We start from the raw sequence: 25,085 nt of genomic DNA, 5'->3' as shown, positions 1-25,085 counted from the left end.
TCGACTCACACCGACCGATAGTCGCCCAACCGCGTCCCGTCGAGCAGGTACAACTCGCCCGACTCCAACCCCCCGGGCAGAAACGGCGAGAGGAACTCCTGCCCCTCGACGTTCACCCACGTCCCGCCGGAGCGCTCGTTGAACACCGGGAAGACGACGAGTTCCGGGTCCGCCCACTCGAAGTCGTCGGAATCGTCGCCTTCGACGCCGAGATGCTCGGCGAACACGTCGCGGCGGAGCGGTCCGCGGAGCCACGCCGGTTCGACGCGCCCGCCGCCGACCGAGTCCTGCAGTTTCACCGTCACGTGCTCGTGACCCATACAGATGGTCTCGGCGCCGAGCACCTCCCGGTTCGGCCACGTGTGCCCGTGGAGGAAGCCGACGTTCCCCATCCGCACGCCGTCGCCGGGCGTCGCGTCGATGCGGTCCTCGAACGCGTCGGCGACGCCCCCGTCGTGGTTTCCGGTGACGAGCGTCAGCGGCACGTTTCGAGAGTCGAGCGCGTCGAACAGCGCCTCCAGTTCCCTGTGTTCCTCGCCTTTCGGGTCGCCGATGCGGTGGCCGATGTCGCCGAGGACGACGACGCGGCTCGCCCCGGTGCTGTCGAGAAGCGAGAGCAGCCGCTCGCGGCGAGCGTCGGCGTTACTCGCGAGTTCGACACCGCGCTCGTAGCGCAGTCCGACTTCGATGCCAGCGTGGTAGTCGGCGACGACGAGCGCCCGCTCGTCGCCGAGGTCGGCGGTCGCCGCCGGTTCGCCCGGCACGGGTTCGACCGCGGGTCGCGTCATCAGATGGCTTTCAGCTTCCCGTCGGCGGGCTCGTAACACTGTCCGCTCATCAGCGCATCCTGGATGGCGTCCTCGACGTTTCCGGGGTCCGCGCCGTGTTCGTCGACGACGGCGGCGACGACTTTCTCGCGGTCCGCCCCGTCGCCGTCGTCCAACTCGGACATGGCGTCGACGGCCGCGGCTTTGAGGTCCGCCTCGTCGAGCGGTTCGTCCGCCTCCTCGGCGTCGGTTCCGTCGTCCGTGTCGGTGGACGCTGCGTCCGTCTCCGGGGCGGCCGCCTCGGCGGGTTCGGCCGCGACGTCGTCCGCCTCCTCGGCAGTTTCGTCGACGACCGAACCGGTCGAACCGGCGGCGCTCGTTTCGGCGGCGACGGACTCTTCGGCGTTCTCTGCGCCCGCCTCGTCAGTCGGCACGTCGATATCCGCGTCGCCGGGGTCGTCGACTTCCGCGCCGCTCGTGAACTCGGTGCCGAACTCCTCTTCGACCTCCTGGCGCTCGTCCTCGTCGAGTTCGTACATCCCGTCGTCGAAGTCGTCGAGGTTCTCTCCGCCGGTTTCGTCGGTCGGTTCGGTTTCGTCGGTCGGTTCGGTTTCGTCGGTCGATTCGGTCGATTGGTCGAAGTCGCCCGACGCGTCGTCGAAGTCGCCGAGCCCACCCGAGCTGTCGGTCTCGGTCGGCTCGGAGTCGGTCTCAGAGTCAGTGTCGACGATTTCAGCGGACCCGGAGTCGGTCGCGTCCGATTCGGCCTCCGTCGACGCGGCGGTCGTCTCCTGTCTGTCGGGAGCGGTCGCCTCGGCGGGTTCGGCGGCGGTGTCAGCCGTCGATTCGTTCGTGCCGACCATCGTCTCGGTGGACGCTGCGGCAGCCGACTCCTCGGCGGCTGGTTCAGTCTGCTCGGTTGATTCGGTCGATTCGGTCGATTCGGTCGACTCGGTCGTCTCAGTCGAGGCGGCCTCGGGGTCGGTACCGGCGGTAGTTTCGGTACTCGACTCGGTGCTGTGGGTCGCTTCGACGGTCTCCGCAGGTTCTGTGGAGTCGTCGCTCTCGGGGTCGCTGGCTTCCTCGGCTTCCTCGGCTTCGGACGTTTCGCCGGCTTCCTCGACGGCGACGTCCGAGAGGTCGGGGCGCTCGATACCCGCCGGAAGCGGGCCGAGTTCCGTCGGTTCACCCTCCGCGGGACCGACGGTCAGCGGGCGGACCTCGTCGCGGTCGCCGGCGACGACCTCCAGCGCGTCGACGGCCAGCCGTCGAATCGCTTCGAGGTACGCAGTCGTCGTCCCGTAGTGGTCGATGGCGCGCGGGATGCCCGCGGCGAGCGTCTCGTCGACGCCAGCGGCGAGGAGCGCGCGCTCGAGGTCGTCGCCACGTCGGTCGTCGGCGAGCGCGGCGTCGAAGGCGGCGACGCGACGGAGCGTCGCCTCGGCGGTCGAGACGACCCAGCGGTCCCGGGTGTCGGCGTCGACGGCGTTGACGCTCTCGGGGCGGACCGAGGTGAACACGCGGTCGGAGTCCTCCGGTTCGAACGTTCTGGCTTTCCCCGTGAGCGCGACGAACGCCGGTGGCGTCGTCCGGTCGATGAAGGCCATCGCCTCCGGTTGGTACTGCCCGGCGTAGGTGACGAACGCACCCGTCGGGTCGGCGACGCGGCCCCGAAGCACCTCTTCGTTGACTTGTTCGACTTCGGTCAGCACGCCGACGGCGAACAGGCGGTTGACCCGCGCCCCCGTCGGCGTGACGACGTAGTTCGGCGCGCGCTCCTCGTCGCTCTCGGAGTACGACAGCGACGCGTCGTCGTACTCGGCCGCGAAGAGCCGGTAGGCGACCTCGCGTCGCCCCGGGGCGTCGGCGCTCATCGCGCCACCTCCTCGTCGGCGGCCGGAATCTCTGAGAGCAGCGTCCGGGCGCGTTCGGCCGGGTCGTCGTCGGTCTCCTCGAACTCGCTGGCGTCGAGGTTCGCGCCGTACTCGTCGACCGAGAGGTTGCCGCGGACGCGGTGTTCGAGGCCGACGAGTTTCTCGCGGATGTCGTCGGCGACGACCTCTTTGTCCATCGCGTCGCGGGCGGCCTGCTTCGCGTCGTCGATACCGCCGCCGTACACCTCGCTCGTCGCCTCGGCGTCGAGGACGACGGTGACGGTGTCGGTGCCGTCGTCGAGAATCGCCTTCACGCGCAGGTCGTCCTCGCCGTCGACGTTACCGTGACTGCGGCACTGGCCGTTCTGGACGACGCGGCCGCACTCCGGACAGCGCTCGATGAGGCCGGAGCCGTCGCGGACGGCGATGACGTTGCCGACGAGTTCGACGTCGAACATGCCGCCAGCGTCGACGGCCTCGTCGATGGGGAGCCGGGGAGCCGCGTCGCGGACTTCGACGGGGTCGGCGAGTTCGGTGACGGTGGTGAACTCCGAGAGGTTCACCGAGGGAACGCCGCGGAACTCGCGGATGTACACGTCCTCGATGCGGAGGTTCGCACCTTCTGTGACCTCGTCGCGGGGGTTCCAGTCGGTGAAGGGCAGTCGGGCGGTTTCGTCGGCGAGGACGCCCGAGAGAATCTCGGTTTCGCCGTCGCGTCCGTCGATCGTCCGCTCTTCGACTTCGAGCACCTGTACCTCGACGTTGCGGCCGCGGTCGCCGGGTTCGAGCGCCAGCAGGGTCGAGTCGCCGCCGACCTCGTAGTCGGTCGAAACCGACTCGGAGGCCACGGCGACGCTGCTGCTCTCGCCGAGGTTCAGTTCGGGTCGTCCGTCCCACTCGCGGACGTTCGCGTTACCGATGGTGACGGTGTCGCCCGCCTCGAAGCCGAAGTCGGTCCACGCCGTGTACGAGATTTTCCCCGACTCGTCGGCGAGTTCGCCCTCGCGAATCGTCTGGTCTTTGCCCTGGTAGCGAATCGAGCGCGTGCCGACGGTGAGCACTTTCGCAGTAACCGTGACGCTGCCGTCCTCGGGGGTGATTTCGGCGACGTTCTTCGAGGTGGGCGCCGCGCCGCCACCGCCGCTGCCGCCACCGTGTTTTCGGCGGATGCTCTGTTTGGCCTCCTCGATGGGGACGCTGTACTGCAGCAGGTTCTCCAAGTCGCGTGTGACCTCCTCTTTGTCGACGCCGAGAGCGGAGGCGAGCTCCTCGGCATGGTCGTCTACTTGCATCGGGGAAGGTTTCGACCCGCTGTGTTAAAAACCGTTGCACGCGCGGGCGCGATGGAACCAGATGGTCGCACGGGCGCGATGGAACCAGATGGTCGCACGGGCGCGATGGAACTAGATGGTCGCACGGGCGCGATGAACGACGGCCGCCCGGAGCGACGAAGGAGAGCTGACGGAGCGGGAATCGGACGAACGCCTAAGTAACGTCGCCGAGAGTGTGCGCTATGGACGAGTTCACGTTCGAGACGCACATCGACGAGGACGGCGACACGACCATCGACGTGGTCGGAGACCGAGCCATCGCCGTCGTCGTTCGCTCGGAGTCGGGAGAGCGTATCTACCTCCCGCCCGAGGGGTTCGACCGACCGCGACAGGACGACAGCCCCTACCAGTCGCGCGATAGCCCGTATCAGAGTAGCGCCGACAGTCCGTATCAGAGCAGCACCGACAGCGATAGCCCCTACCAGAGCAGCGCCGACAGTCCGTACCAGCGGAGTAGCGCGCCGAAGAAGAAGGGCGTCTCGTTGACCGCCGACGGACTGCGGATTCGACACCCCGAACCCGTCACCCACGTCGAACTCTACCGCGGCGGCGACTGAGCAGCCAAGCCGCGGCGACGACCGAGCGTTCGAGCGTTTCGGAGCCGTTTCAGGCGATTTCCCGGTAGTACTCCGCGGTCTCTTCGACGACCTCGTCCCACCCGCGACGCTCGTACTGCGGCGGTCCGTCGCGCGAGAGCGCCTCCTCGATGCCGTCGGCGATGGAGTCCGAGTCCGGTTCGACCTCGACGAGACAGTCGTCGGGCAGTATCTCGGCGACGCCGCATTCGGTGGCGACGACCTGTGTCCCCACCTCCAGCGCCTCGGTGATAGTGATGCCGAACGGTTCGGCGAGCGACGGCGAGACGAACACGTCCGCCGACGCGTAGTAGTCGCCGAGCGCCTCCTCGGGCACGTAACCGGCGAATATCACCTGGTCTTCGACGCCGAGCAGTTCGGCGAACCGCTCCAGTTGGTCGGTCAGGTGACCCTTTCCGCCGATGACGAGCGTCACCTCGGGGTCGCGGAGCTTCTTGATGGCGTAAAGCAGGTGAGCGATACCCTTCTGGTCCGTGTGGCGGCCGACGTACAACAGCATCGGCCCGTCGATGCCCAACTCCTGTTTGTAGTCGCGGCCGGTCGTATCCGGTGTCGAGAAGCCGTTGTGAATGACGGTCGACTCGCCGCCGTACTCCTCTTTCAGGTTACGAGCGAGGAGATGACTCACCGACAGGAGGTGGTCCGAGCGGTCGGTGACGCGGCGTTCGGTCTCCAGTTCGCGCTGCGGTGGGTCGATGTTGCGGTCGGACGAGAGCGAGTGAAAGGTCGTCACCCACGTCACGTCGGTCTGCTGTTTCGCACGCGAGGCCGGACCGTAACCGAACCAGTCGTGGGTGTGAACGATGTCGAACTCGGATGCGCGCTCGGCGAAGCGCTTGCTAATACGACCGATTCGCGTGACGATGTCGCCGTCGCCCGTCGGCACGCCGACGATGTTCTCGCGGCCCTCCGGGGCGTACTCCGCCGGGAGCAGTAGTTCGATCTCGATGTCGGTCTCCTCGAGGCCGTTGAACAAGGCACCGACGTGGGTGTCTAGGCCGCCGGCGACGTTCGGTGGAAATCCCCAACCGAGCATGAGAACGCGTGGTGGCATTGTACACGATTCTCAGAGACGATACTTAGTGTTTTGCTGAATGCGGCGCGTCGACGGTCGACTGGGTCTGAGAGGCGTCGAAAACGCGCATCGAAAGGAGCATCTTATCGGCCACCCCAGTGACACGACATGCACGTGGTGGTCAACGCGGCGACGAGCGTCGACGGGAAACTCTCCTCGCGGCGACGCGAGCAGGTCGTCATCAGCGGAGAAGACGACTTCGACCGCGTCGACCGCCTCCGCGCCGAGAACGACGCCGTCATGGTCGGCGTCGGCACGGTTCTCGCGGACGACCCGCATCTCGTCCTCGACGCCGAGCGTCGCCGAACCGAGCGCCGTGAGAGCGGTCGGTCGGAGAACCCTGCTCGTGTCGTCGCCGACTCGCGCGCGCGGACGCCCCTCGAAGCCCGGATTCTCGACGACGAGGCTCGCACCTACCTACTCGTCTCCGAGGCAGCGTCGAAGAGTCGTCTGGACGATCTACGCGCCCAAGGCGCGACTATCGTCGTCGCGGGCGACGACCGAGTCGACCTCTCGGCCGCGTTCGACACACTCGAAGCCGAGGGCGTCGACCGACTGATGGTCGAAGGCGGCGGCGAGCTCATCTTCTCGCTGTTCGAGGCCGGGCTCGTCGACGAGCTCTCGGTCTACGTCGGGTCGAAGGTAATCGGCGGCCGCGACGCCCCGACGCTCGCCGACGGCGACGGGTTCGTCGACGAGTTTCCCGCGCTCTCGCTCGACTCCGTCGACCGCGTCGACGACGGCGTCCTGCTCCGATACTCGGTGCCCTGAACGGTATTGCGAACTCCGAGACAAACTGCTCAACGCTTATGAGCGGTGGACGGCTAACCAGAGGTGATGAGTACACCAGAGAGCGCAGAGAAGCCAGTACACGTCGAGGACCAGAGCCACCTCGAATCGCTCGTCGCCGAAAACGACGTCGTCGTCGTCGACTACTACGCCGATTGGTGCGGCCCGTGCAAGATGCTCGAACCGACGCTCGAAGAGTTGGCCGCCGAGACGGACGCCGTCGTCGCAAAACTCGACATCGACGAACACCAGCAACTCGCCCAGTCGGCCGGCGTTCGGAGCGTGCCGACGCTGGAGTTCTACGCGAACGGCGAGGCTGCCGAACGAGTCGTCGGCGTCCAGGAGAAATCCTCGCTCGAATCGATGGTTTCGCAGCTCTCGTCGTAACGAGCCCGCCGAGTCGAGCTTTACACTTTTCCGAGCGCTCCGAACGCGTCGACGAGTTCGTCGTGAGCGGCCCCGTTCGAGGCTATCAACCCCTCTGAGTCGTGTCTCCACGGGTCACCCGACGGGTCGGTGACGACGCCACCGGCCTGCCGGACGAGAAAGACGCCCGCAATCGTGTCCCACGGGGATAGTTCGACCGTCGAAACCGCGGCGTCTAACTCGCCGCTGGCAACCATCGACAGCGTCGTTTGGCCGCTCCCGACTCGTCGAAGGTCGCCGAACTCGGTGACGATTTTCTCCGCGACGCGGGCGAGCGCCCGGCGTTCGGGGCGGCTCAGCCCGAAGATAGGGTCGATGACGAGCGTCTCCGAGTCGGACGCGCCACTCACGCCTACCGGGTCGCCGTCTCGTCTCGCCTCGTCGCCCGTCGCTACGTAACGTTCTCCGAGCGCCGGAAGGTAGTTCACTGCGGCACGCGGTTCACCGTCCTCCACGAGTGCGACGCTCGTCGCCCACCGTCTGTCCCCGGCGACGTAGTTGTTCGTTCCGTCGATCGGGTCGATCACCCACGCGACACCGTCTTCGGGGACGCGTTTTGCCGCGTCGTCTTCTTCGCCGACGATGTCGTCTTCGGGGAACCGTTCGGAGATTCGCTCGACGATGTGGCGTTGCACGTCTCGGTCGACTGCCGTGACGGCGTCCAGCGGTCCCGCCTTCGTCTCGACGGCGAGTTCCTGTCGGAACGAATCGAGCGCGAGCTCGCCACCTTCGTGTGCGACATCGACGACGAGACGTTCGCGCACTTCGAGGTCGTCCATATCGTTCCGTCGAAGGCGAGAGTGAAAGGATTATGCAATTCTCCAGTAGGTGATCCGATGACCGAGACGAGCGCCGTGCTCGGCCGACAGTTTCGGCGCTGCGGACTCACTCGCGGTGAGATGCTCGGTTCGGCAGGCACGACAGACGACGTGGTACGCCCGCTCGTTCATCTACGGCGTCGTCTGCGACCCACTGCATAGTTATCCGTCTCGCTCCAACTCCCGAGCAGTGCCTGTGGCCCCGGTAGAGGCACGTTACCGGATGCTCAGAACGGGACGTCGGAGAAGTCGTCGTCCGGAGTCGAACCGAAGCCACCCATTCCCGTGGAGGCGTGAACGGCACTAATCTCGTCGAACTCCGAGACCATCCGGCTCTTCAGCGCCTGAACGGTCATCGGCGAGATACCACACCCCGAGCACGCGCCACCGAGTGCAATCCACACTTCGCCGCTCTCCTCGTCGAGGGCTTCGATAGCGGCGCTACCGCCGTGCATCTGAATCTGTGGGAAGTTGCGCATCATGAACAACTCGATGCGGTCTTCGAGGCTCTTTTCGGCGTCTATCGTGCTCATACGATGGGAGAAGGGGTGAGGGGGTATAGCGTTTTGTACCGAGTCAGACGACACGTCGCGTCGCTAGCCCGGCCGCGAGAACGCCGCCAGCGAGTGCGGCGAGCCCGGCGGGAGATTCGAGTGGGTCAGCGGGGAGCGTGCCGTGGAGTAGGTTATCCTCTTCGCCGTAGTGGTACGGATCCTCATCCCACGACGCTTGGACGACGGTGTACGACTCGTTCCGGTGCGTGGTGGGGCCGTCTGCGGAACCGTTGAACTGGACCTGGTCGTATCCCTCCGAGACGTTTCCGTCGTTCAGTCGCAGTTCGCCTTTAACTCTCGTACCGGGTGCCTCGTCGACCGGGATCTGGATGGTCGAGGTGTCGTTCGGACCGGTCGAGGCGAGCTGGTAGGTCGAGGTCTCCTCAGTGCTCGCGAGAAGTACCATCGGATACGGGTGAATTGTCGGGTTCGAGACAGTTGCGTTGATGACTGTCGTCTCTTCGCCGTCGATGACGGCCGTTTTGACTTCGACTTCTGTTATTTCGGGTGTAGGGACGGGTCCGGAGTCGGTGTTGTTGACCTTGTGGGTGAAGTTGTAGGTTGTGTGGTCGCCGAAGGTTGAGATGGTGACTGTGTGGTTAGTCTGACTGGGTTTGACGTATTTAGTGACGTTTGCTGTGAATGTTCTTGTTGAACCTTGGTTCATGACAAAATCTTCGTTCAATACATCATATTTATCAACTGTAACTGCGAATCCTGTCTGTACTTTTGCCCCAAATTCATTTTCCACCTTTATAACAACTGAACCATTTGGACAAAATGTGGATGTATAAACTACATCACTTGTCGAAACCACATCATTAAGATTAACACAGTTTGATGTGTTCAACTGTTGGTCTGATTGTGCAGCGCCCAGAGAGACTAAGGATAGCACTATCAGAATAAAGCAAATTATTGTTGTCACACTAACGTATCTATTCATATTACGCCTCCACATTTCCCACACTCTGCATTACTCTTTGACGAAGTAATTTCGTCAAAGACCTCAGATTTTGTATACGACCCAGATTTAATGAATTCCTCTTTAAACTCACCTGTTATCTGAGTGGTCGTCTCCCCTGTTACTGGATTCATGAACGTCTGTCTAATCTCCCCAGTGACTGTCCCGCGCGTTCGAATCACGTCATCTGCATCGTCGTATGTATCTGAAGTTTCTTTCGACTCTCCAATCTTCTTTTTCATGAACCAACGTCGAATCTTCGATGTCGAACCAACACGGAATCCGTCGCGGCGAGTGATCTGGTCGACACGGGGGCCGCTGGTTGTCGTTTCGTAGTGGACCCAGTCGTACTGTGCCGGACGCACCTGCTCACGTTTTTCGGCGATATACGTCGTAGTGGTTTCTTCGTGACGTTCGCGGTACTCGTACTGGTACTGTCTCTCGTACTCGGCGGGGGCCGTCTGTACCCGCCGAACGTTTCCAGTGTGACGGTGGTCACTTCCAAATGGTTGTGTCGACCAGTAAGTCTCGGTCTCTGTCGTATAATACGAGTATGTCTCGGTCGTTGTTACTGTGTACGTCTCACGGTCGGTTACGGTGTATCGCTCAGTTGACTCGAAACATCCCCACTGTGTGCATCGAGTTACAGTGCGTTCTCGGACATCGGTGGTCGTCCGAGTTCTCGTTTCAGTGACCCTTCGCGTACCGGTTTTTCTGACCCGACGGTCGTATTCGTACTGTTTTTCCGTTCGGTATCGTGCTGGTTCGACTCGAACAGTTCGTGTGTCTCCGGTGAAGGTTCCCTTTCCGGCTCTGTTGTCTCTCCACTCAGTTTCGGTTGTGTGCCACACGTCGGTCGTCGTTTCGCTCCCGGCGGAGACCCAGTCGGAGTTAGCATCGAGGAGAAGTTCACGAGAATCGTATCTCTCGAAGTGGCGCTTCTCTGTCCTGTATTTCGCGGACTGGGTTTTCTTGTACTGTTGTACGTTGTATTCGATTCCTCTTCGGTCGGTACTGTCGACTACGTATCCATCGTTCCGATATCTCTGTAGAGTCGTATAGTCAGTCGCCTGCCGCCAGTCGTATTCTTCGTTGAGTACTGTATAGCGGAGGTTGTTGACTGAGGTATTGGTAAGTTGTGTGTTCGTTGTCTTATACACTGTCACTGATGGGAGCTTTTCAGACCGTATCGTGATATCTGGGTTTTCAGCGTTGTATATCTGGATTGAAGGGTTGTTTTTTCCGCTCTGAAGTGCTGAGGCGGGGAGTTCGATTATTCCAGACCACCGGTACTCTCCGTCGTAATTGTCATGAACGAATCCAGCATCCCGAGACCAATCCGTTATTGTTGCAGCTTCGTGTCCGGTAGTTTCAGCATGGATATTAAGCGGATTGGGGTCTCCGATACGAGTGTATTCTTCAGAGACGACTTCCAATCTCACTGTTTCATTAGGAAGATATATCTCCTTTCTATCAGAAATTGACACATCGGCAATTTTCGGAGTATAGTAACCCTCTAGTCCAGTTGTTTCCGTAATTGAGTTTCCATAGCCATCTATAATTGTCACTCTCATACTACCAAGGTCTGTATGAGACGTGAGATGAGTTCCATCTAAGACTGGGTCCATATCATTTCTCCATTTATATCGAATTGTCGTATAGTCAGGGTCAAAAGAATCAGTGGCGTCAACTGTAACTGGACGGTCCCCATTCACCCGTTTTTCATTGTTGTAGCTAATATTCACACGAAGTTCTGGAGGGCTTTGCTCCACTTTAAATTTGTTTGACGATTCTTCAAACGTGTCTAATTTGGGTCCATTGTTAGACCAAATTTCAGAATTAACCACATATGAACCCGGATATCGTCCAGCAATCCTTGATTCTATGACCAATACTCCACTTTCGTTTTTTGAGTGCGAATCAAGTACTAGAACGGAATTTTCCTTTTTAGGTTTCAATCTCCACGAAACGTCCTCCGGATCAGCCCCGTTTAGATCAATCTTCATCTCGTGGTATGCGATATATCGCTCCGGATCGATTCGTTCGTGATAGGAGTCAACAGGCGTGTTCAGAAACTGAGAACTGACAATCTCTGGCGAACCCGTTGGAGTGATGGTTCGCGAAAACACCCGCTCTTGGCCCCGTGCGTCGATAGCTGTCACACGGAGTCGGTGTTCCTCGTTCGGCGTTGCGTTCGCCTCGAAGGAGAGGTCGTTCTGCGAGACACCACTCCCCGAGTCAGTCCACGAAACGACCTGTCGCCCATCGAGCGACACAGTCATCGCACGGAGGTTTCCGAATTCGTCACTACCGACCGCAGTTCCGGAGACAGTCCCGTGGTCGAGACTCAGTCCAGTGACCGAAGCGTTGGGTCGGGGGTCCGCGACGACTGACGTCTCGCCGTCCTCGAAACGGGCGACACTGCGATATCCATCCTGGTAGTGAATAACCGCATACAGCGTGTGAGACCCCGGTTCCCATCGCTGCCGAAGTCGATGGCCGTGACCGACGAGACCGCGTTCACTGTACCACTCAACGTCGGCGACGTTCGTGAACGACGGAGCGTCGATGCGGTACGATCCTTCGAGCGGTCGCTCACCGGTGACAACTCGGTCACCCCTCACGATTGCTGGGTCCGAATCGAGCCCCGGCGGTGCCGTCGTCTCGTCGGCTCCAGCAGGACCCTGAGACGAAATTTGAACTGACTTCGAGTCTGTGTTCGATCGGTCGTCCGCGTCGACGACGGTAACAGAGACGTCCTGCGACCCCGTCGAACCGAACGGCATCTCGAGCGTGTCGGTGCGTGCATCGGGTGATAGTGAACGTCGGGAGACGACCGCGCCATCGACGCGCCAGACCGCTCTATCGAGCGGGGCCGACCCAGGTGTTATTTCGACGGTGAAGCGCTGGTCCTGACCGACGAAGCCGTCCTCGGGACCTGTGAGGTCTACCGACGGTGCATCTCCTGGTTCGACCGTTACGTAGAGCGTATCGGAGCTGGTCGTCCCGTCGTCGTCGGTCACGGTGAGCGTGACGTTGAACCGCCCGACCATGTCGGGAACGAAACTCGTGCGCGGTGCCGATTCGTTCTCCGGAACCACTGTTCGCCCATCCGGACCGCGAATCGACCACCGGTAGGCTTCGAGCGTTCCGTCGGGGTCTCGCGATCCGGTCCCGTCGAGGAGAACAGTCGACCCGCGTTCGACGGTCTGGTCGAGCCCTGCGTCGGCGAGCGGCGGTTCCGACGACGTTCCAACGACGTGAACCGGGGCCGTCGCCGAAACGACGAGCAGTGCAACGAAGAGTCGTCGTATAGTCATCGTGACGAGACGAGCATAATCCCCATACCGGTTATAAATATTTAGAATAAAAGTAGGAATACAACAGTGTATTTTCAATTTAACATTCTGTCGAGGCCGCTGAGGAATCCCAGAGACGAGACACGCGTAATCAGCGCGGGTAACGAATAAAGCGAAATCGTGTTCCGAAAGCAAGCAGTGCTTTTAACCCCAGAGGCAGTATCCCGTGGTATGATTTCGCTTGACGACGCCGTGACCGCGCGACTCGAATCACACGGAGCGCGCTTCGAGGTGCTCATCGACCCCGACGCCGCACTTGCGATGAAACGCGGCGAGTTCGACGGCGACCTGGAGGAGGTCATCGCCGCCGAAGACGTCTTCGAGGACGCCTCCCGCGGCGACAGACCCGCCGAAGAGGACCTGAAGAAGGTGTTCGACACGACCGATCCGATGCAGATCATTCCGGAGGTCGTCGAACGCGGTGAGATACAGATTACGGCCGAACAGCGCCGCGAGATGCAAGAACAGAAGCGACGCCAACTCATCAACCGCATCGCGCGCAACGCGGTCAACCCGCAGATGGACGACGCGCCGCATCCGCCCGAGCGCATCGAGCGCGCGCTGGAGGAAGCGGGCTTCCGCGTCGACCCGATGGAACCCGTCGAGACCCAGGTCGACGACGCCCTCGACGCGCTCCGGCCCGTGATTCCGATTCGGTTCGCCGAGGTGACCATCGCGGTCAACATCCCCGCACAGTACGCCGGCAGCGCGCAGGCGCGAGTCCGGCAGTTCGGTGACTTAGAGCGCGAAGAGTGGCAGAACGACGGGTCGTGGGTCGGCGTGATGACGTTCCCCGCGGGGATGCAGAACGACTTCTACGACCTCGTCAACGAACACACGAGCGGCGAAGCGGAGACGCAGATAATCAAGGATAAAGACGATTTAGCGACCCGCTGAGCGCTCGAACGACGAACCGACGAGAAGCGGCGAATCGACTGGGTTACCCTTTCTTGAAGCCGACGAGGAAGCCGCCGGTGAACCCGGCGGAGATGGAGAGTGTCGAGAGAATCGTCATCATCCAGTCGGGCGGCGTGCCCGTCGTCGCGGCTTCTCCGGTCTTCAGGAAGCCTGCGCTCAGTTTGTCCCAGTCGACGGAGAGAATCCCACGCGATTCGAGGAACTTGAACAGCGCGAGTTCGAGACCGACGAGGACGGCGATAATCTTCGCTACCTTCTTCGCCGCGAAGCCGATTATCGCACCGATAACGGTGCCGGTACCGGCTTCCATGGCGAGTTGTTGTACGTCTATTTCCATAACGACCGACAGTCCTCACAACTAACTTATTACCTTTGTGGATACGTGTCGGCACGGCGAGACGAACCTCGGGTCGAACCGACCCCCGACCCAGGAAAGTACAAAAGTGCGCACGACATACACCCGCACATGCGAACAGAGGTGGAGAGCACCCATCCCTGAAGACGGGACCGCCGTGGTCGCAAAGCGCGTCGACTCCGGGAGCGCCGACCTCGGAGAGATAACGGAACTGGCGCGCGCGGCCGGGTACAGAGTGGTCGGTGAGCTCACACAGAGCCGCGAGGAGGACCCCGCGTACGAGTTCGGAGAGGGGAAGGTCGACGAACTCGCGGCGTTGGTCCGCCGCAGCGACGCCGATACGGTCATCGTCGACAACCGACTGGGACCGTACCAGACGTACAACATCGGACAGAAACTCCCGGACGGCGTCGAAGTCGTCGACCGATTCACGCTCATCCTCGACATCTTCGGCCAGCGCGCGCAGACCCGCAAGGCCCAACTGCAGGTCGAACTCGCAGAACTCAGATACGAACTCCCGCGCGCGGAGGCGAAGGCGAGTCTCGCCAAACGGGACGAACGGCCCGGGTTCATGGGCCTCGGTGAGTACGACGAGAGCCGCGAACGGGACATCAAGGCCCAGATAGCCAACATCAAACGCGAACTGGACTCTATCGCCGACAAGGAGGAGACGCGGCGCGAGCAGCGCCGCGAGTCCGGCTTCGACCTGGTCGCGCTCGCTGGCTACACCAACGCCGGAAAATCGACGCTGCTTCGGCGACTGGCCGCCGAACTCGACGTCGACGAGAACGAGGACCTCCATCCCGACTTGGAGGCGACCGCAGAGTCCGAGGACCGCCTGTTCACGACACTCGGAACGACGACGCGCCGCGCCGAAACCGGAAAGCGGAACGTCCTCCTCACCGACACCGTCGGCTTCGTCTCGGACCTCCCCCACTGGCTGGTCGAGTCGTTCAAGTCGACGCTCGATTCGGTGTACCGCGCCGACCTCGTTTTACTGGTCGTCGACGCCTCCGAACCCGTCGAGGAGATGCGCGAGAAACTCGTGACGAGTCACGACACGCTGTACGAGCGCAACGAAGCGCCCATCGTGACGGTACTGAACAAGATAGACCGAATCGACGACGACGAACTCGAAGAGAAGAAAGCGGCGTTGACGGCGCTCGCGCCGAACCCGGTCGCCGTGTCGGGACAGACCGGCGAGAATATCGAAGCACTGCAGACGCGCATCGAGGCCGAACTCCCCTCGTGGGAGCGCGAGCGGTTGATGATACCCCTCGTGGACGAGACGATGAGCGTCGTCTCGTGGATTCACGACCACGGCCACGTCGAGACCGAGGAGTACGACGACGACCACGTGCTCGTCGAGTTCGAAGCGCGACCCGCAATCGTCGAGCAGGCGCGCGCGAAAGCCGCCGATTTGACCGCCGTCGAGTCGGCCTGAGGCTGCTCCCGTCGGTCTGAGTGAGCCTACGTCGGTCCGAGTCTGCTCGCGTCGGCCCGTGTCCACACTCGGTCGCTCGCGTTTTCGACTCGTCCGCCACACCGACGAAACGGAGGTTTATTGTTTCGGCTTCCCCTCCCTTGTCGGGGACAATGCTACTCTCAGGAACCGTCGTCGTCGACGCGGAGACCGTCATCGAGGACGGGGCCATCGTCGTCGACGACGACCGTATCTCGGCCGTCGGCGAGCGGGCGGCCCTCCTCGACGCCCACCCGGACCACGAGCGGCGGTCGTACGACGTGCTGCTACCTGGTCTCGTCGGCGGTCACATCCACTCGGTGCAGTCGCTCGGCCGCGGCATCGCCGACGACACCTCACTTCTCGACTGGTTGTTCGACCACGTGCTCCCGATGGAGGCGAACCTCGACGCCGAGGGGATGCGCACCGCCGCCGAACTCGGCTACCTCGAACTCGTCGAGTCGGGAACGACGACGGCCATCGACCACCTCTCGGTTCGGCACGCCGAGGAGGCGTTCGAAGCCGCCGGTCGGGTCGGCATCCGCGGCCGCATCGGGAAGGTGCTCATGGACAAGGAGTCGCCGCCGGGGCTCGTCGAGGACACGCAGGCCGCCCTCGACGAAACCGAGCGACTCATCCAGAAGTACCACGGCTCTTTCGGGGACCGCATCCGCTACGCGGTGACTCCCAGATTCGCTGTCAGCTGTACGGAGGAGTGCCTCCGTGGGTCGCGCGAACTCGCCGACCGCTACGACGGCGTCCGCATCCACACACACGCAAGCGAGAACCGCGACGAGATAGCCACCGTCGAGCGCGAGACGGGGATGCGAAACATCGAGTGGCTCGACGAGGTCGGACTGACAGGCGAAGACGTCATCCTCGCGCACTGCGTCCACACCGACGAAGTCGAGCGTGAAATCCTCGAAGGGACGGGCACGAACGTCACCTACTGCCCGTCGTCGAACATGAAACTCGCCTCGGGCATCGCGCCCATCGTCGACTACCTCGACCGGGGAATCAACGTCGCGCTCGGCAACGACGGCCCGCCGTGCAACAACACGCTCGACGCGTTCACCGAGATGCGGCAAGCGAGCCTCCTCCAGAAGGTGCAGACGCTGGACCCGACGACGACGCCTGCAAAAGTTATCTTCGAGATGGCGACGCGAAACGGCGCGAAGGCCGCCGGGTTCGAGAGGGTCGGGAAACTGAAGAAGGGGTGGAAAGCCGATGTCGTCGGCCTCACCACCGACCTCACGCGCGCGACGCCGCTGCACGACGTGCTCTCGCACCTCGTCTTCTCGGCGCACGGCGACGACGTGCGGTTCACCATGGTCGACGGCGAAGTGCTCTACGATGACGGCGAGCACGTCCGCGTCGACGCTGACGAGATTAGAGCGAGAGCCAACGAGTACGACGTCACGAAAGAACGCCGCGAGTGCGAACACGAGCACCCGGCGTAGTCGCGTCGAGTTGTTTTCCGTTTGTTCCCGTCCCGAGCGTTTATCACCGAAGACGGAACCATCCCGCCGCGTGCGCTGAGTAGCGCCGCGATTCGGGTGAGGCGGGAGTACGGCGACCCGGTCGCGGAACGGTCGAGAGTCCGGTACGCCGTCTGCTAGCCTACTGGTCTGGTGTCTCCAGCGTCTGCTTCTCCTTCGTAACGACTTCGACGTCACGAATCGAGGTGTCGGGATACTGCCCGTCGTCGTCCTTCTCGGCGGCTTTCACCATGTCCCAGACGACGTTCAGGCCGGTGGTGACGCCTTCGAGCGCCTCCATCTCGCAGCCGGTCTTGCCGGTGGTTTCGACGCCGACGGTCAACACCACCCGGTCGTCGCGCACGTCGAACTCGGTGTCGACGTTCGTGATGGGAATCTGGTGGCACATCGGAATCGTCTCCCAGGTGTGTTTGACAGCCTGCACCGCGCCGACGCGGGCGGTCGCCAGCACGTCGCCTTTCTCGATTTCGTCGCCGCCGATCGCGTCGATAGTCGATTCGCTCAGTCGAATCACTCCTCGCGCTTCGGCGCGCCGAGCGGTGTCCGGTTTCGCGCCGACGTCGACCATCTGGACGTTGCCTCCTTCGTCGGTGTGAGTCAGTTCGGAGCGGCTGCTCGTTCGGTACGTCTCGGCTTCGGGGTCGTCTTCATCGGGGTTGCTGTGGTCCGCAGGGTCGGCGTCTGCGTCGCCGGCGGCCTCGGCCGGGTCGCTGTGGTCGGCGGGCCCGGTCGGTCGTCCTTTCTCGGTCATACCTCTCCAACCTCGCCGCCGCGGTTCATCGCTTTCGGTAGGCGGTCGGGGAGGTCCGTCGCGACGAGGCCGTAGCCGCGCTCTTCGGCGGCGAGGTCACCGGCGCGACCGTTGGCCCACGCGGCGACGCACGCGGCGTCGAACGGGTCCTGGGTCGCCGCGAGCGCGCCCGTCACCCCGGCGAGCACGTCCCCGGTCCCACCGACGGTCATCCCGGCGTTGCCGGTTCGACTGGCTCTCGTCCGCTCACCGTCGGATATCACGTCGTACGCTCCCTTCACCAGAAGCGTCTGCCCGAGGTCGGCTGCGAACTCCTCGACCAGGTCGGCACGTGCTTCCCAGTCGTCGGCCGTCTCGCCGCCCATCTTCTGTAACTCCCCCTGGTGCGGCGTACAGACGAGCGTCGCGTCGGTGTCGACCTCGGGGACGACCTGTAAGGCGTCGGCGTCGACGACGGCGGTGCCGTCGAACGCCGAGAGGAACTGTCGGACGGCGTCGAGCGTCTCGTCCGCCCCGCCGAGTCCGGGACCGAGGACGACGGCGTCTTTGCTCTCGGCGCGGCCGAGCAGTTCGTCGACGTGGTCGGGACGGAGGTGGTCGCCGTCGAGGCCGTGGACGATGAAGTTCTCGCTGTAGCCGCGCACCGAGTCGGCGACGCTCTCGGGACACGCGACGTTGACGAGGTCCGCGCCCGCCCGGAGCACCGCGTGCGCCGATAGCGCGGGCGCGCCGGAGAACGGCCCGCCGCCGACGACGAGCACGTCGCCGTTGTCGCCCTTGTGGCTCTCGGGGTCGCGGACGACGACGTTCAGGTCGCCGGGGCCGACGAACCGCTCGGCGGCCGCCGGAATCCCGATGTCTGCGACGGTGACGGTCGAATCGAGGGTGTCGAGTCCGGGTTTCGCGTCGTGGAACGTCACCACGCGGTCGGCGTCGACGGCGACGCCCTCGGCCTCGCCGGTGTCGGCGTCGACGCCGGAAGGAACGTCGACGGCGAGCACCGTCGCATCGGCGTCGTTTACGGCTCTCGCCGCCGAGGCCTCGGGCTCCCGGAGTTCGCCCGTGACGCCGGTTCCGAGCATCCCGTCGACGACCAGCTCCGGTTCGCCGAGGTCCAGCGTCGTCGAGTCGGAGACGACTTCAGTGTCGTACTCGGCGTTCCGCAGCGCCTCCCAGTTCTCGCGGGCGATGCGGGTCGAAATCGTCTCCGAGCGACCGAGAAGGTGGACCGTCACGTCGTACGCCTGCAGAAATCGGGCGGCGACGAACGCGTCGCCGCCGTTGTTGCCGCGGCCGGCGACGATGGCCACCAACGCTCCCTCGTCGACGAGGGCGCGAACTTCGCGGGCGACGGCGTTACCGCTGGACTCCATCAGCTGTTTCCGTGGGACGCCGAGCGCCTCCGCGTTCTCGTCGACGGCCGCCATTCGACGGGACGTTATCATGCGTCGATGTTCGACGCCGCGGGCGAAAAGCGATAGGGTCGAACCGCTGTCGACGGCGCCGAGGAGACCTTCGATGTCCGCTTTCGTAACGCTTGACCCGGCAGCCGACGAATCCGCGGCAGTGACACGCCGTCTGTTCGGAACGCTCTGCGGGCTCGTCTTTTTCGTCAACCTCGGACGGACGGCGTTCGCTCCGTTAGTCGAACCGTTGCAGGCGGCGTTCGATGTCGGTCCAGCAGCCATCGGACTCGTCACCTCGCTCGTCTGGTTCGGAACCGCCGTCCCCCGGATTCCGGTCGGCTACCTGCTCACGCGCGTCCCCCGTCACCGCGTCGTGTTGGGAACCGGAGCGCTGCTGACGACCGCCGCGGCGTTCACCGCGACGGCGACGACCCTGCTCGCACTCCAGGTCGGCGCGTTCGCCATCGGCATCGCCTCCGGCGCGTACTTCGTCGCCGCGGTTCCGCTCGTCGGCGAACTGTATCCGGACGCCGTCGGGCAGGCCGTCGGTATCCACGGGACGGCGAGTCAGGTCGCCGCCGTCGTCGCCGCCCCCGTCGTCGTAACGCTTCTGGCCGCCGGCGAGTGGCGACACGTGTTCTGGCTACTCGCGGCGTGTACTGCGATGCTCACCGCCGTCCTCGTCGTGGTCGTCCGCACGCGGGAGACGGTCCCCTCGTCGGCCGGGGACGACCGTAACTTCCGCGAAGCGCTGTCGCACTGGCACGTCATCCTCACGGGGGTAGCGATGGTCGCCGTCGTGGGGTTCGCCTGGCAGGGGTTATTCAACTTCTACGTCCCGTATCTCACGGCGACGAAGGGGTTCACCCCGACGCAGGCGAACACGATGCTGACCGTCGTCTTCGCCGCCGGCGTCCCCGCGTTCTGGTTCAGCGGCCGCCTCGCAGACCGTCTGCCGCACCTGCCATACGTTCTCGGCATCGTCGCTGCGTTCGGCGCGTGCTTAGGTGCCCTGACGCTCGTATCCGACTTCGTTCCAGTGTTAGTCGTGACGGCGACGCTCGGGTACGTCGTCCACAGTCTGTTTCCGGCGCTCGACACGTACATGCTCGGCGCGCTCCCGGCGGAGAACCGCGGGAGCGCCTACGCCGTCTTCAGCGGCGTCGCTCTCCTCATCGAGTCGGGCGGGAGCGGTGCGGTCGGGTTCCTCACGGGGGCGGACGTCCCGTTCGACAGCGTGTTCCGACTGTTCGCGCTCGCGCTCGGCATCGAACTCGCGGCACTTCTGGCGCTCTACGCCGCGGGGCGACTCCCGAGCGACACGCGGCGTCTCGACGTCGTGACCGACTGACTTCCGCCTGATTCGAGGCGCCGACCGTCGAACCGATTGACCGGAACACGTAACTGAATCTGTCGAAGGGTTTACTAACCTGTCCATGGAATGAGAATCCATGTCAGGTCTGCTCCCGTCTGACAGAGACGCAGAGCGGGAGGCTCGAACCCCCCGCGTCCTGTGGCTCGACGACGACGACGCGGAGCAGCTCATCTCGTCGCTCTCCTCGGAGACCGCTCGGTCGGTTCTCACGGAGCTGTACGAGCGCGACGCGACGGCTTCGGAGCTGTCCGACGCCGTCGACACGTCTCTGCAGAACGTCCGGCACCACCTCGGGAACTTACAGGACGCTGGCCTCGTCGAAGTCGTCGACACGGAGTACTCCGTGAAGGGACGCGAGATGAACGTCTACGCGCCCGTCGACAGCCCGCTCGTCGTCTGCGCCGGCCAGGAGGACGACCGCGCGTCGGTGCTCGACTCCTTGCGGAAGTTCGTCGGCGTCGCCGCGTTGTTGGCCGTCGGCGCGGTGCTCGTCCAGTGGCTGTTCGGGGCGGCGGTGACCGTCTCCGACGCCGGCGGGCCGGGGACGGCCCCGCGAGTCGGCGACAGCGTCGCCGGCGGAATCGCCCCGCTTCTCGGGACGCTGCCCCCCGGCGTCGCGTTTCTGGCCGGCGGTGCACTCGTCCTCGCTGCAGTCCTCGTGCTGGAGGTCGTCGATAGGTGAACAGACCCGGCGACCGGCACCGCGAGCGTGCACACTGACTCTGGCCGATGAACCGACGACTCGTCGCGTGCGTGCTGGCCGTCTGCGTGCTCGTCACCGCGTCGAGCGCGCCACTGGCCGGGTCCGTCGCCGCGACGGTTCCGCTGCTTCCCGGAGAGGATTCGGCGACGACGGCCCCCTTCGGACAGGTGAGCCGGACCGGCGGTCACATCGTCTCGACGGAACGCGTTCACGAGCGGGGTATCACCGGCGACGGCGTCGCCGTCGGCGTCGTCGGCGCCTCGTTCGAACCGGAGGGGACGTCTCTCGACGGTCAGGTCGCCGGGCATCGACGCGCGCCCGACGAACGCGGGACCGGTGAAGTGCCCGTCGGCCCGCAGCGACGAGCCGACGGCCGACACGACACCGCCGTCGCCGCCGTCGTCGCCGAAACCGCGCCGGACGCCAAGCTGTATCTCGCGGCCGTCGGCGACGACCCGACGCCCGAAGAGTACGAGCGGGCTATCGACTGGCTGGTCGCCAACGACGTGACCGTCGTGGTCGACGCCGGAAGCTACTTCGCCTCGAACCCGGAGACCAACGAGCGCATCACCGCCGCGGCTGAGCGCGCCGCCGCCAACGGGACGACGTTCGTCACCTCGGCGGGCAACTACGCGAACAGCCAGTGGGTCGGCGACGGGCCGGCCGACGGCTGGGTGAACTTCTCGAACGAGACGCAGGGCAACCGATTGGCCGGCGGAGCGGTCACCGGCGGAGAGGTGTCGCTGCGGCTCTCCTGGAACACGTCCGCCGACTACGACCTCTATCTGTACCGCGAACGGGCGAACGGTCCGGACCCCGTCGTCGCCAAGTCCGTCCGCCGACAGAACGACTCCGCGGAGGCGTGGGAAGCCGTCGACGCGTCGGTGCCGCGCGGCCGGTACTACGTCGCCGTCGACGCGTACGACGCGAATCGAACGACCACCGTCGACGACGCGAACGAGGGTGCGAATCTGAGCGTCGACCGACGTTCGAACGCGAGCGCAAATCGGAGTCGGAACGCGAGCGCGACCCGTCTTCGGCTACTGTCGAGTCGCCACTCGCTCGAACACGCCGTCTCGAACGAGAGCGTCGTCGCCCCGGCGACGGGCGAGGGCGTCGTCGCCGTCGGCGCCGTCGACACCGACAGCGGTCGAATCGCGCCGTACAGTTCGCGGAGCGACTCGCTCGTCGACGTGTGGGGGCCGGCGACCGTCAGAACGGAGTCCGGAACGCTCGAAGGGACGTCGGCCGCCGCCCCGTACGTCGCCGGGACGGCGGCGCTCGTCGCCTCGACGTGCACGCGAGAACGGCGACCCGGCGAACTCGTCGAACTGCTTCGGAACTCTGCGACCGACGACCGATACACGCCGGACTCGTTCGCCGTCGTCGAGGCGACGAGAGCGGTCGAAGCCGCGGAGCGGCCCGGTCCCGACGGGCGTTCCTTCCAGTGTCACGACACCGAGTGACTCCACGTCGGCGTCGACACCGTGGCGTCGATACTGCCGCGTCGATACCGTGGCGTCGATATCGTGGCGTCGACACTGCCGCGTCGACACCGCCGCGTCGATACCGTGTCGTCCGCCGACGTCCGCCTCGACTTTTTGTGCGAAGACGAGCCCACCCCTTCGTACCGTGTCGACTCCAGACTCACAGCCTCCCTCCGACACCGATAAGCGTCCGCCCCGGCGAGAGTCGGACGTGACCTGGCGCGAGGTGTTCGGACACGACGAGCCGTATCCCGAGCAGGCCGACGGCATCGAAACCGCCGTCGAGACGGCCGAAGACGGCGGATTCACCGTCGTCGAAGGCGCCTGCGGGACTGGCAAGACGATGCTCGCGCTGACGGCGGGCATCGACCGGGTGCGCGACCCCGACTCGCCGTTCGAGCGCGTCGTCGTTCTCACCAGCGTCAAACAGCAACTCCGGCAGTTCGAAGACGACCTCCGGACCGTCAACGCGAACCTCCCCGACGAGTGGCGACCGGTGTCGGGGCTGACGCTCGTCGGCAAGTCCGACGTCTGCCCGTACAGCCGAGAGCGCGTCGCGGGCGTCGACGACTCGAACGTCTACGAGCGCTGCGAGGGCCTCCGCGAACGAACCAGAAACCTCGCTGCAGAGAGCGGACCGACCACCGCGTCGGCGTTGGCGGGCGAGGCGCGACGCGCCCAGACCGGCCTGGCCGACACCGGCGCGGGCGGTCCCTCGTACCTCCAGACGGCGGACGAACCGACGCCGTACCTCCCCGAGCTGCCCGAACACGGCGACACCGAGTTCTGCCCCTTCTACGCGCAGTTCCTCGACGACCTGCCCGAGGACGGCGAACCGGTCGAGGCGGTGCCGTTCGACTTCGAGGACGCCGGACTGCTGGAGCCGGACGACCTCGTCTCGCTCTCCGCGGGCTTCGGCACCTGCCCCCACTCGACGATGGGCGCGGTGCTCCCCCACGTCGAGGTCGTCCTCGGCAACTACTATCACGCGTTCGACCCGACGACGGTGGCGACGTTTACGGCCTCCCTGATCGACGAGACGACGTTTCTCGTCTGCGACGAGGCGCACATGCTCGAACCGCGCGTCCGCGACCTCGTCAGTTCGGGCGTCGGCGACCGGAGCCTCCGCGACGCCGAGAACGAGGTGACGCGCGTCATCCAACCCGTCGAGTTCGATGACGCGGGCAGAGAGACGCGCGGGTCGACCGCCGACGCCGACCTCGTCCGCGGCGAACTGAAGAAGAGCGACGTGACGCTTCGAGAGCTGAAAGAGACGCGCGAGTTCCTCCGCGACCTGCGCGAGGAACTCGACCGCCGCGTCGTCGAGCACCTCGACGGCGAGATGCCCGATTGGAGGGCGGACCTCACGAGGCTCGACGACGCCGAAATCCCGCTCCGAGACCCCGAATCGCCTGCGGTCGACGAGATAAGCGAGTGGGCCCAGGAGGCCGGCTACGACGGCGGGACGTGGGTGCGCGCCGAAACCGTGGGGGCCGTCGTCGGCCGCATCCTCAACTCGGCCGAGGAAGACGACAAGCAGCGGGCCGCGCCGAGCGTCGGCCGCGTGCTCGGCGAGTGGTACCGCTGCGACCACGAGCGCTACTTCCGCGAACTCGAACTGGAGCGGACGTGGGACGAGATGGAGCCGCCGGACTCGTGGCGGCGGGCGTACAACGCGCGCCTCGCGCTCTACAACTGCGTCCCCTCCGACGCCATCGGCGAGCGACTCGCCGAGTTCGGCGGCGGCGTCCTGATGAGCGCGACGCTCGCGCCGATGGATATCTTTCGGACCGTCTCGGGACTCGACTCGCTGGCCGAGTCCGGCCGCCCGGTCGAAGAGCGGACGTACGGGCTGACGTTCCCCGAGGAGAACCGGGCGAGTTTCGCCGTCGACGCGCCGAAGTTCACCTACGCGAACCGCGGCGCACCCGACGAGGAGAATCCGACGCGACAGGCGTACGAGGACGCCGTCTCGGAGGTCGCACGCTCGCCGGGCAACGTCCTCGTCGGGATGCCGAGTTACGGCGAGGCCGAGTGGATGGCCGGAGTGCTCGACCGCCGCGTCGACAAGCCCGTGCTCCTCGACGAGTCGAGCGACGACGGGACGACCGAGTCGCTGAAGGCGGAGTTCTTCGGCGGCGGGGGGAAAGTGCTCGTCACCAGCCTCCGCGGGACCTTGACGGAGGGCGTCGACTACCGGGGCGACCGCCTCTCGGCGGCGGTCGTCTGCGGCGTTCCGCTCGTGAACACGTCGAGTCCGCGGACGAAGGCGGTGAAGACGGCGTACGACCGCGCCTTCGAGGGGTCGGGCTTCGAGACGGCGCTGACGGTGCCGGCGGTCAGGAAAGCGCGGCAGGCGGTCGGCCGCGTCATCCGCGGCGACGACGAAGTCGGGGTGCGCGTGTTCGTCGACGCGCGTTACGCTCGCGAGTCGTGGAACGGCGTACGCGAGTACTTCCCCGAGTACGAACGCGAGGAGTTTCAGCCGGTGAGCCCCGACATGCTCGGGTTCGGGTTAGAGCGGTTCTGGTCGGGGCGGTGAGCCGGTTCCGTCGCAGACACGTCCAGAACGGTCGTCG

General features: G+C 64.5%; 21 protein-coding genes. 10 read left to right on the top strand and 11 right to left on the bottom strand.

Features of this window, described 5'->3' with window-relative positions; genetic code table 11:
- Nucleotides 1-5: 5 nt before the first annotated feature.
- From DV709_RS01470 to DV709_RS01460, 3 genes are read right to left on the bottom strand one after another with little or no spacing between them, the layout of a single operon-like run.
- Complete coding sequence (locus DV709_RS01470; RefSeq protein ID WP_117591211.1) at nt 6-788, bottom strand: metallophosphoesterase; 783 nt, start codon at nt 786-788, stop codon at nt 6-8.
- Nucleotides 788-2,641, bottom strand: a complete 1,854-nt coding sequence (locus DV709_RS01465) for a hypothetical protein (protein WP_117591210.1) — start codon at nt 2,639-2,641, stop codon at nt 788-790. Before DV709_RS01465 ends, DV709_RS01470 begins: the two co-directional genes overlap by 1 nt.
- Nucleotides 2,638-3,933: a Single-stranded DNA binding protein gene (locus DV709_RS01460; RefSeq protein ID WP_117591209.1), complete on the bottom strand. Its 1,296-nt coding sequence runs from the start codon at nt 3,931-3,933 to the stop codon at nt 2,638-2,640. Before DV709_RS01460 ends, DV709_RS01465 begins: the two co-directional genes overlap by 4 nt.
- 221 nt (nt 3,934-4,154) lie before the next feature.
- Here DV709_RS01460 and DV709_RS01455 point away from each other — a divergent pair, with 221 nt between their 5' ends.
- The gene (locus tag DV709_RS01455; protein ID WP_117591208.1) at nt 4,155-4,529 is read left to right on the top strand and encodes a DUF7510 family protein; all 375 of its coding nucleotides are present in this window, start codon (nt 4,155-4,157) and stop codon (nt 4,527-4,529) included.
- Nucleotides 4,530-4,578: 49 nt separating this feature from the next.
- On the opposite strand, the gene DV709_RS01450 is transcribed toward DV709_RS01455, so the two are convergent.
- Nucleotides 4,579-5,604: a glycosyltransferase family 4 protein gene (locus DV709_RS01450; protein WP_117591207.1), complete on the bottom strand. Its 1,026-nt coding sequence runs from the start codon at nt 5,602-5,604 to the stop codon at nt 4,579-4,581.
- Nucleotides 5,605-5,751: 147 nt separating this feature from the next.
- Here DV709_RS01450 and DV709_RS01445 point away from each other — a divergent pair, with 147 nt between their 5' ends.
- Both DV709_RS01445 and trxA read left to right on the top strand, forming a co-directional pair.
- Nucleotides 5,752-6,414 carry a 2,5-diamino-6-(ribosylamino)-4(3H)-pyrimidinone 5'-phosphate reductase gene (locus DV709_RS01445; RefSeq protein ID WP_117591206.1) on the top strand — a complete coding sequence of 221 codons (663 nt, stop codon included), beginning with the start codon at nt 5,752-5,754 and terminating at the stop codon, nt 6,412-6,414.
- Nucleotides 6,415-6,480: 66 nt separating this feature from the next.
- Nucleotides 6,481-6,819, top strand: a complete 339-nt coding sequence (gene trxA, locus DV709_RS01440; RefSeq protein WP_117591205.1) for a thioredoxin — start codon at nt 6,481-6,483, stop codon at nt 6,817-6,819.
- A 20-nt stretch (nt 6,820-6,839) separates the two neighbouring features.
- On the opposite strand, the gene DV709_RS01435 is transcribed toward trxA, so the two are convergent.
- The 4 genes from DV709_RS01435 to DV709_RS17530 form a co-directional block, all read right to left on the bottom strand.
- Complete coding sequence (locus tag DV709_RS01435; protein WP_117591204.1) at nt 6,840-7,637, bottom strand: inositol monophosphatase family protein; 798 nt, start codon at nt 7,635-7,637, stop codon at nt 6,840-6,842.
- A gap of 266 nt (nt 7,638-7,903) precedes the next feature.
- Complete coding sequence (locus DV709_RS01430; RefSeq protein WP_117591203.1) at nt 7,904-8,209, bottom strand: NifU family protein; 306 nt, start codon at nt 8,207-8,209, stop codon at nt 7,904-7,906.
- Between the two features lie 43 nt (nt 8,210-8,252).
- Nucleotides 8,253-9,173, bottom strand: coding sequence for a hypothetical protein (locus tag DV709_RS17535; protein WP_157972619.1), 921 nt, complete (start codon nt 9,171-9,173; stop codon nt 8,253-8,255).
- Nucleotides 9,170-12,511, bottom strand: a complete 3,342-nt coding sequence (locus DV709_RS17530; RefSeq protein WP_157972618.1) for a PKD domain-containing protein — start codon at nt 12,509-12,511, stop codon at nt 9,170-9,172. Before DV709_RS17530 ends, DV709_RS17535 begins: the two co-directional genes overlap by 4 nt.
- A 210-nt stretch (nt 12,512-12,721) precedes the next feature.
- Between DV709_RS17530 and DV709_RS01420 the strand changes: the two genes are divergently transcribed.
- Nucleotides 12,722-13,447 carry a ribosome assembly factor SBDS gene (locus DV709_RS01420; RefSeq protein ID WP_117591201.1) on the top strand — a complete coding sequence of 242 codons (726 nt, stop codon included), beginning with the start codon at nt 12,722-12,724 and terminating at the stop codon, nt 13,445-13,447.
- 43 nt (nt 13,448-13,490) lie between these two features.
- Here DV709_RS01420 and DV709_RS01415 read toward each other — a convergent pair whose 3' ends face one another.
- Nucleotides 13,491-13,805 carry an FUN14 domain-containing protein gene (locus DV709_RS01415; RefSeq protein ID WP_232819684.1) on the bottom strand — a complete coding sequence of 105 codons (315 nt, stop codon included), beginning with the start codon at nt 13,803-13,805 and terminating at the stop codon, nt 13,491-13,493.
- Between the two features lie 175 nt (nt 13,806-13,980).
- Between DV709_RS01415 and hflX the strand changes: the two genes are divergently transcribed.
- Both hflX and DV709_RS01405 read left to right on the top strand, forming a co-directional pair.
- Entirely contained in the window at nt 13,981-15,267 is a 1,287-nt protein-coding gene (gene hflX / locus DV709_RS01410) for a GTPase HflX (protein ID WP_394338678.1), read from the top strand.
- A gap of 152 nt (nt 15,268-15,419) precedes the next feature.
- On the top strand, nt 15,420-16,745 hold the full coding sequence (locus DV709_RS01405) for a 5'-deoxyadenosine deaminase (protein WP_117591199.1): 1,326 nt from the start codon (nt 15,420-15,422) through the stop codon (nt 16,743-16,745).
- Between the two features lie 160 nt (nt 16,746-16,905).
- On the opposite strand, the gene moaC is transcribed toward DV709_RS01405, so the two are convergent.
- A complete protein-coding gene (gene moaC, locus DV709_RS01400; protein ID WP_117591198.1) occupies nt 16,906-17,535 on the bottom strand; it encodes a cyclic pyranopterin monophosphate synthase MoaC in 630 nt (209 codons plus the stop codon).
- Entirely contained in the window at nt 17,532-18,980 is a 1,449-nt protein-coding gene (locus DV709_RS01395; protein WP_117591197.1) for an NAD(P)H-hydrate dehydratase, read from the bottom strand. The genes moaC and DV709_RS01395 overlap by 4 nt, the downstream gene beginning before the upstream one ends.
- Nucleotides 18,981-19,101: 121 nt before the next feature.
- On the opposite strand from DV709_RS01395, the gene DV709_RS01390 reads away from it, so the two are divergent.
- From DV709_RS01390 to DV709_RS01375, 4 genes are all read left to right on the top strand, one after another.
- Nucleotides 19,102-20,292: an MFS transporter gene (locus DV709_RS01390; RefSeq protein ID WP_117591196.1), complete on the top strand. Its 1,191-nt coding sequence runs from the start codon at nt 19,102-19,104 to the stop codon at nt 20,290-20,292.
- A 100-nt stretch (nt 20,293-20,392) separates the two neighbouring features.
- Nucleotides 20,393-20,998, top strand: a complete 606-nt coding sequence (locus tag DV709_RS01385; protein WP_117591195.1) for an ArsR/SmtB family transcription factor — start codon at nt 20,393-20,395, stop codon at nt 20,996-20,998.
- Between the two features lie 47 nt (nt 20,999-21,045).
- Nucleotides 21,046-22,485: a S8 family serine peptidase gene (locus tag DV709_RS01380; protein WP_117591194.1), complete on the top strand. Its 1,440-nt coding sequence runs from the start codon at nt 21,046-21,048 to the stop codon at nt 22,483-22,485.
- A 232-nt stretch (nt 22,486-22,717) separates the two neighbouring features.
- The gene (locus DV709_RS01375; protein ID WP_117591193.1) at nt 22,718-25,048 is read left to right on the top strand and encodes an ATP-dependent DNA helicase; all 2,331 of its coding nucleotides are present in this window, start codon (nt 22,718-22,720) and stop codon (nt 25,046-25,048) included.
- Nucleotides 25,049-25,085: the final 37 nt, after the last annotated feature.

Source organism: Haloprofundus halophilus (assembly GCF_003439925.1).
GTDB lineage: Archaea > Halobacteriota > Halobacteria > Halobacteriales > Haloferacaceae > Haloprofundus > Haloprofundus halophilus.
Note: the sequence above shows the minus strand (reverse complement) of the source record. Positions and strands in the feature narration are given on the sequence as shown.

What these genes read in the sequence shown, in the direction of transcription:
- DV709_RS01435 (WP_117591204.1), bottom strand. Translation starts at nt 7,637, where the DNA reads ATGGACGACCTCGAAGTGCGCGAACGTCTCGTCGTCGATGTCGCACAC.
- DV709_RS17535 (WP_157972619.1), bottom strand. Translation starts at nt 9,173, where the DNA reads ATGAATAGATACGTTAGTGTGACAACAATAATTTGCTTTATTCTGATA.
- DV709_RS01380 (WP_117591194.1), top strand. Translation starts at nt 21,046, where the DNA reads ATGAACCGACGACTCGTCGCGTGCGTGCTGGCCGTCTGCGTGCTCGTC.
- DV709_RS01415 (WP_232819684.1), bottom strand. Translation starts at nt 13,805, where the DNA reads ATGGAAATAGACGTACAACAACTCGCCATGGAAGCCGGTACCGGCACC.
- trxA (WP_117591205.1), top strand. Translation starts at nt 6,481, where the DNA reads ATGAGTACACCAGAGAGCGCAGAGAAGCCAGTACACGTCGAGGACCAG.
- DV709_RS01405 (WP_117591199.1), top strand. Translation starts at nt 15,420, where the DNA reads ATGCTACTCTCAGGAACCGTCGTCGTCGACGCGGAGACCGTCATCGAG.
- moaC (WP_117591198.1), bottom strand. Translation starts at nt 17,535, where the DNA reads ATGACCGAGAAAGGACGACCGACCGGGCCCGCCGACCACAGCGACCCG.
- DV709_RS01465 (WP_117591210.1), bottom strand. Translation starts at nt 2,641, where the DNA reads ATGAGCGCCGACGCCCCGGGGCGACGCGAGGTCGCCTACCGGCTCTTC.
- DV709_RS01395 (WP_117591197.1), bottom strand. Translation starts at nt 18,980, where the DNA reads ATGATAACGTCCCGTCGAATGGCGGCCGTCGACGAGAACGCGGAGGCG.
- DV709_RS01460 (WP_117591209.1), bottom strand. Translation starts at nt 3,933, where the DNA reads ATGCAAGTAGACGACCATGCCGAGGAGCTCGCCTCCGCTCTCGGCGTC.
- DV709_RS17530 (WP_157972618.1), bottom strand. Translation starts at nt 12,511, where the DNA reads ATGACTATACGACGACTCTTCGTTGCACTGCTCGTCGTTTCGGCGACG.
- DV709_RS01385 (WP_117591195.1), top strand. Translation starts at nt 20,393, where the DNA reads ATGTCAGGTCTGCTCCCGTCTGACAGAGACGCAGAGCGGGAGGCTCGA.
- DV709_RS01420 (WP_117591201.1), top strand. Translation starts at nt 12,722, where the DNA reads ATGATTTCGCTTGACGACGCCGTGACCGCGCGACTCGAATCACACGGA.
- DV709_RS01455 (WP_117591208.1), top strand. Translation starts at nt 4,155, where the DNA reads ATGGACGAGTTCACGTTCGAGACGCACATCGACGAGGACGGCGACACG.
- DV709_RS01430 (WP_117591203.1), bottom strand. Translation starts at nt 8,209, where the DNA reads ATGAGCACGATAGACGCCGAAAAGAGCCTCGAAGACCGCATCGAGTTG.
- DV709_RS01445 (WP_117591206.1), top strand. Translation starts at nt 5,752, where the DNA reads ATGCACGTGGTGGTCAACGCGGCGACGAGCGTCGACGGGAAACTCTCC.
- DV709_RS01470 (WP_117591211.1), bottom strand. Translation starts at nt 788, where the DNA reads ATGACGCGACCCGCGGTCGAACCCGTGCCGGGCGAACCGGCGGCGACC.
- DV709_RS01450 (WP_117591207.1), bottom strand. Translation starts at nt 5,604, where the DNA reads ATGCTCGGTTGGGGATTTCCACCGAACGTCGCCGGCGGCCTAGACACC.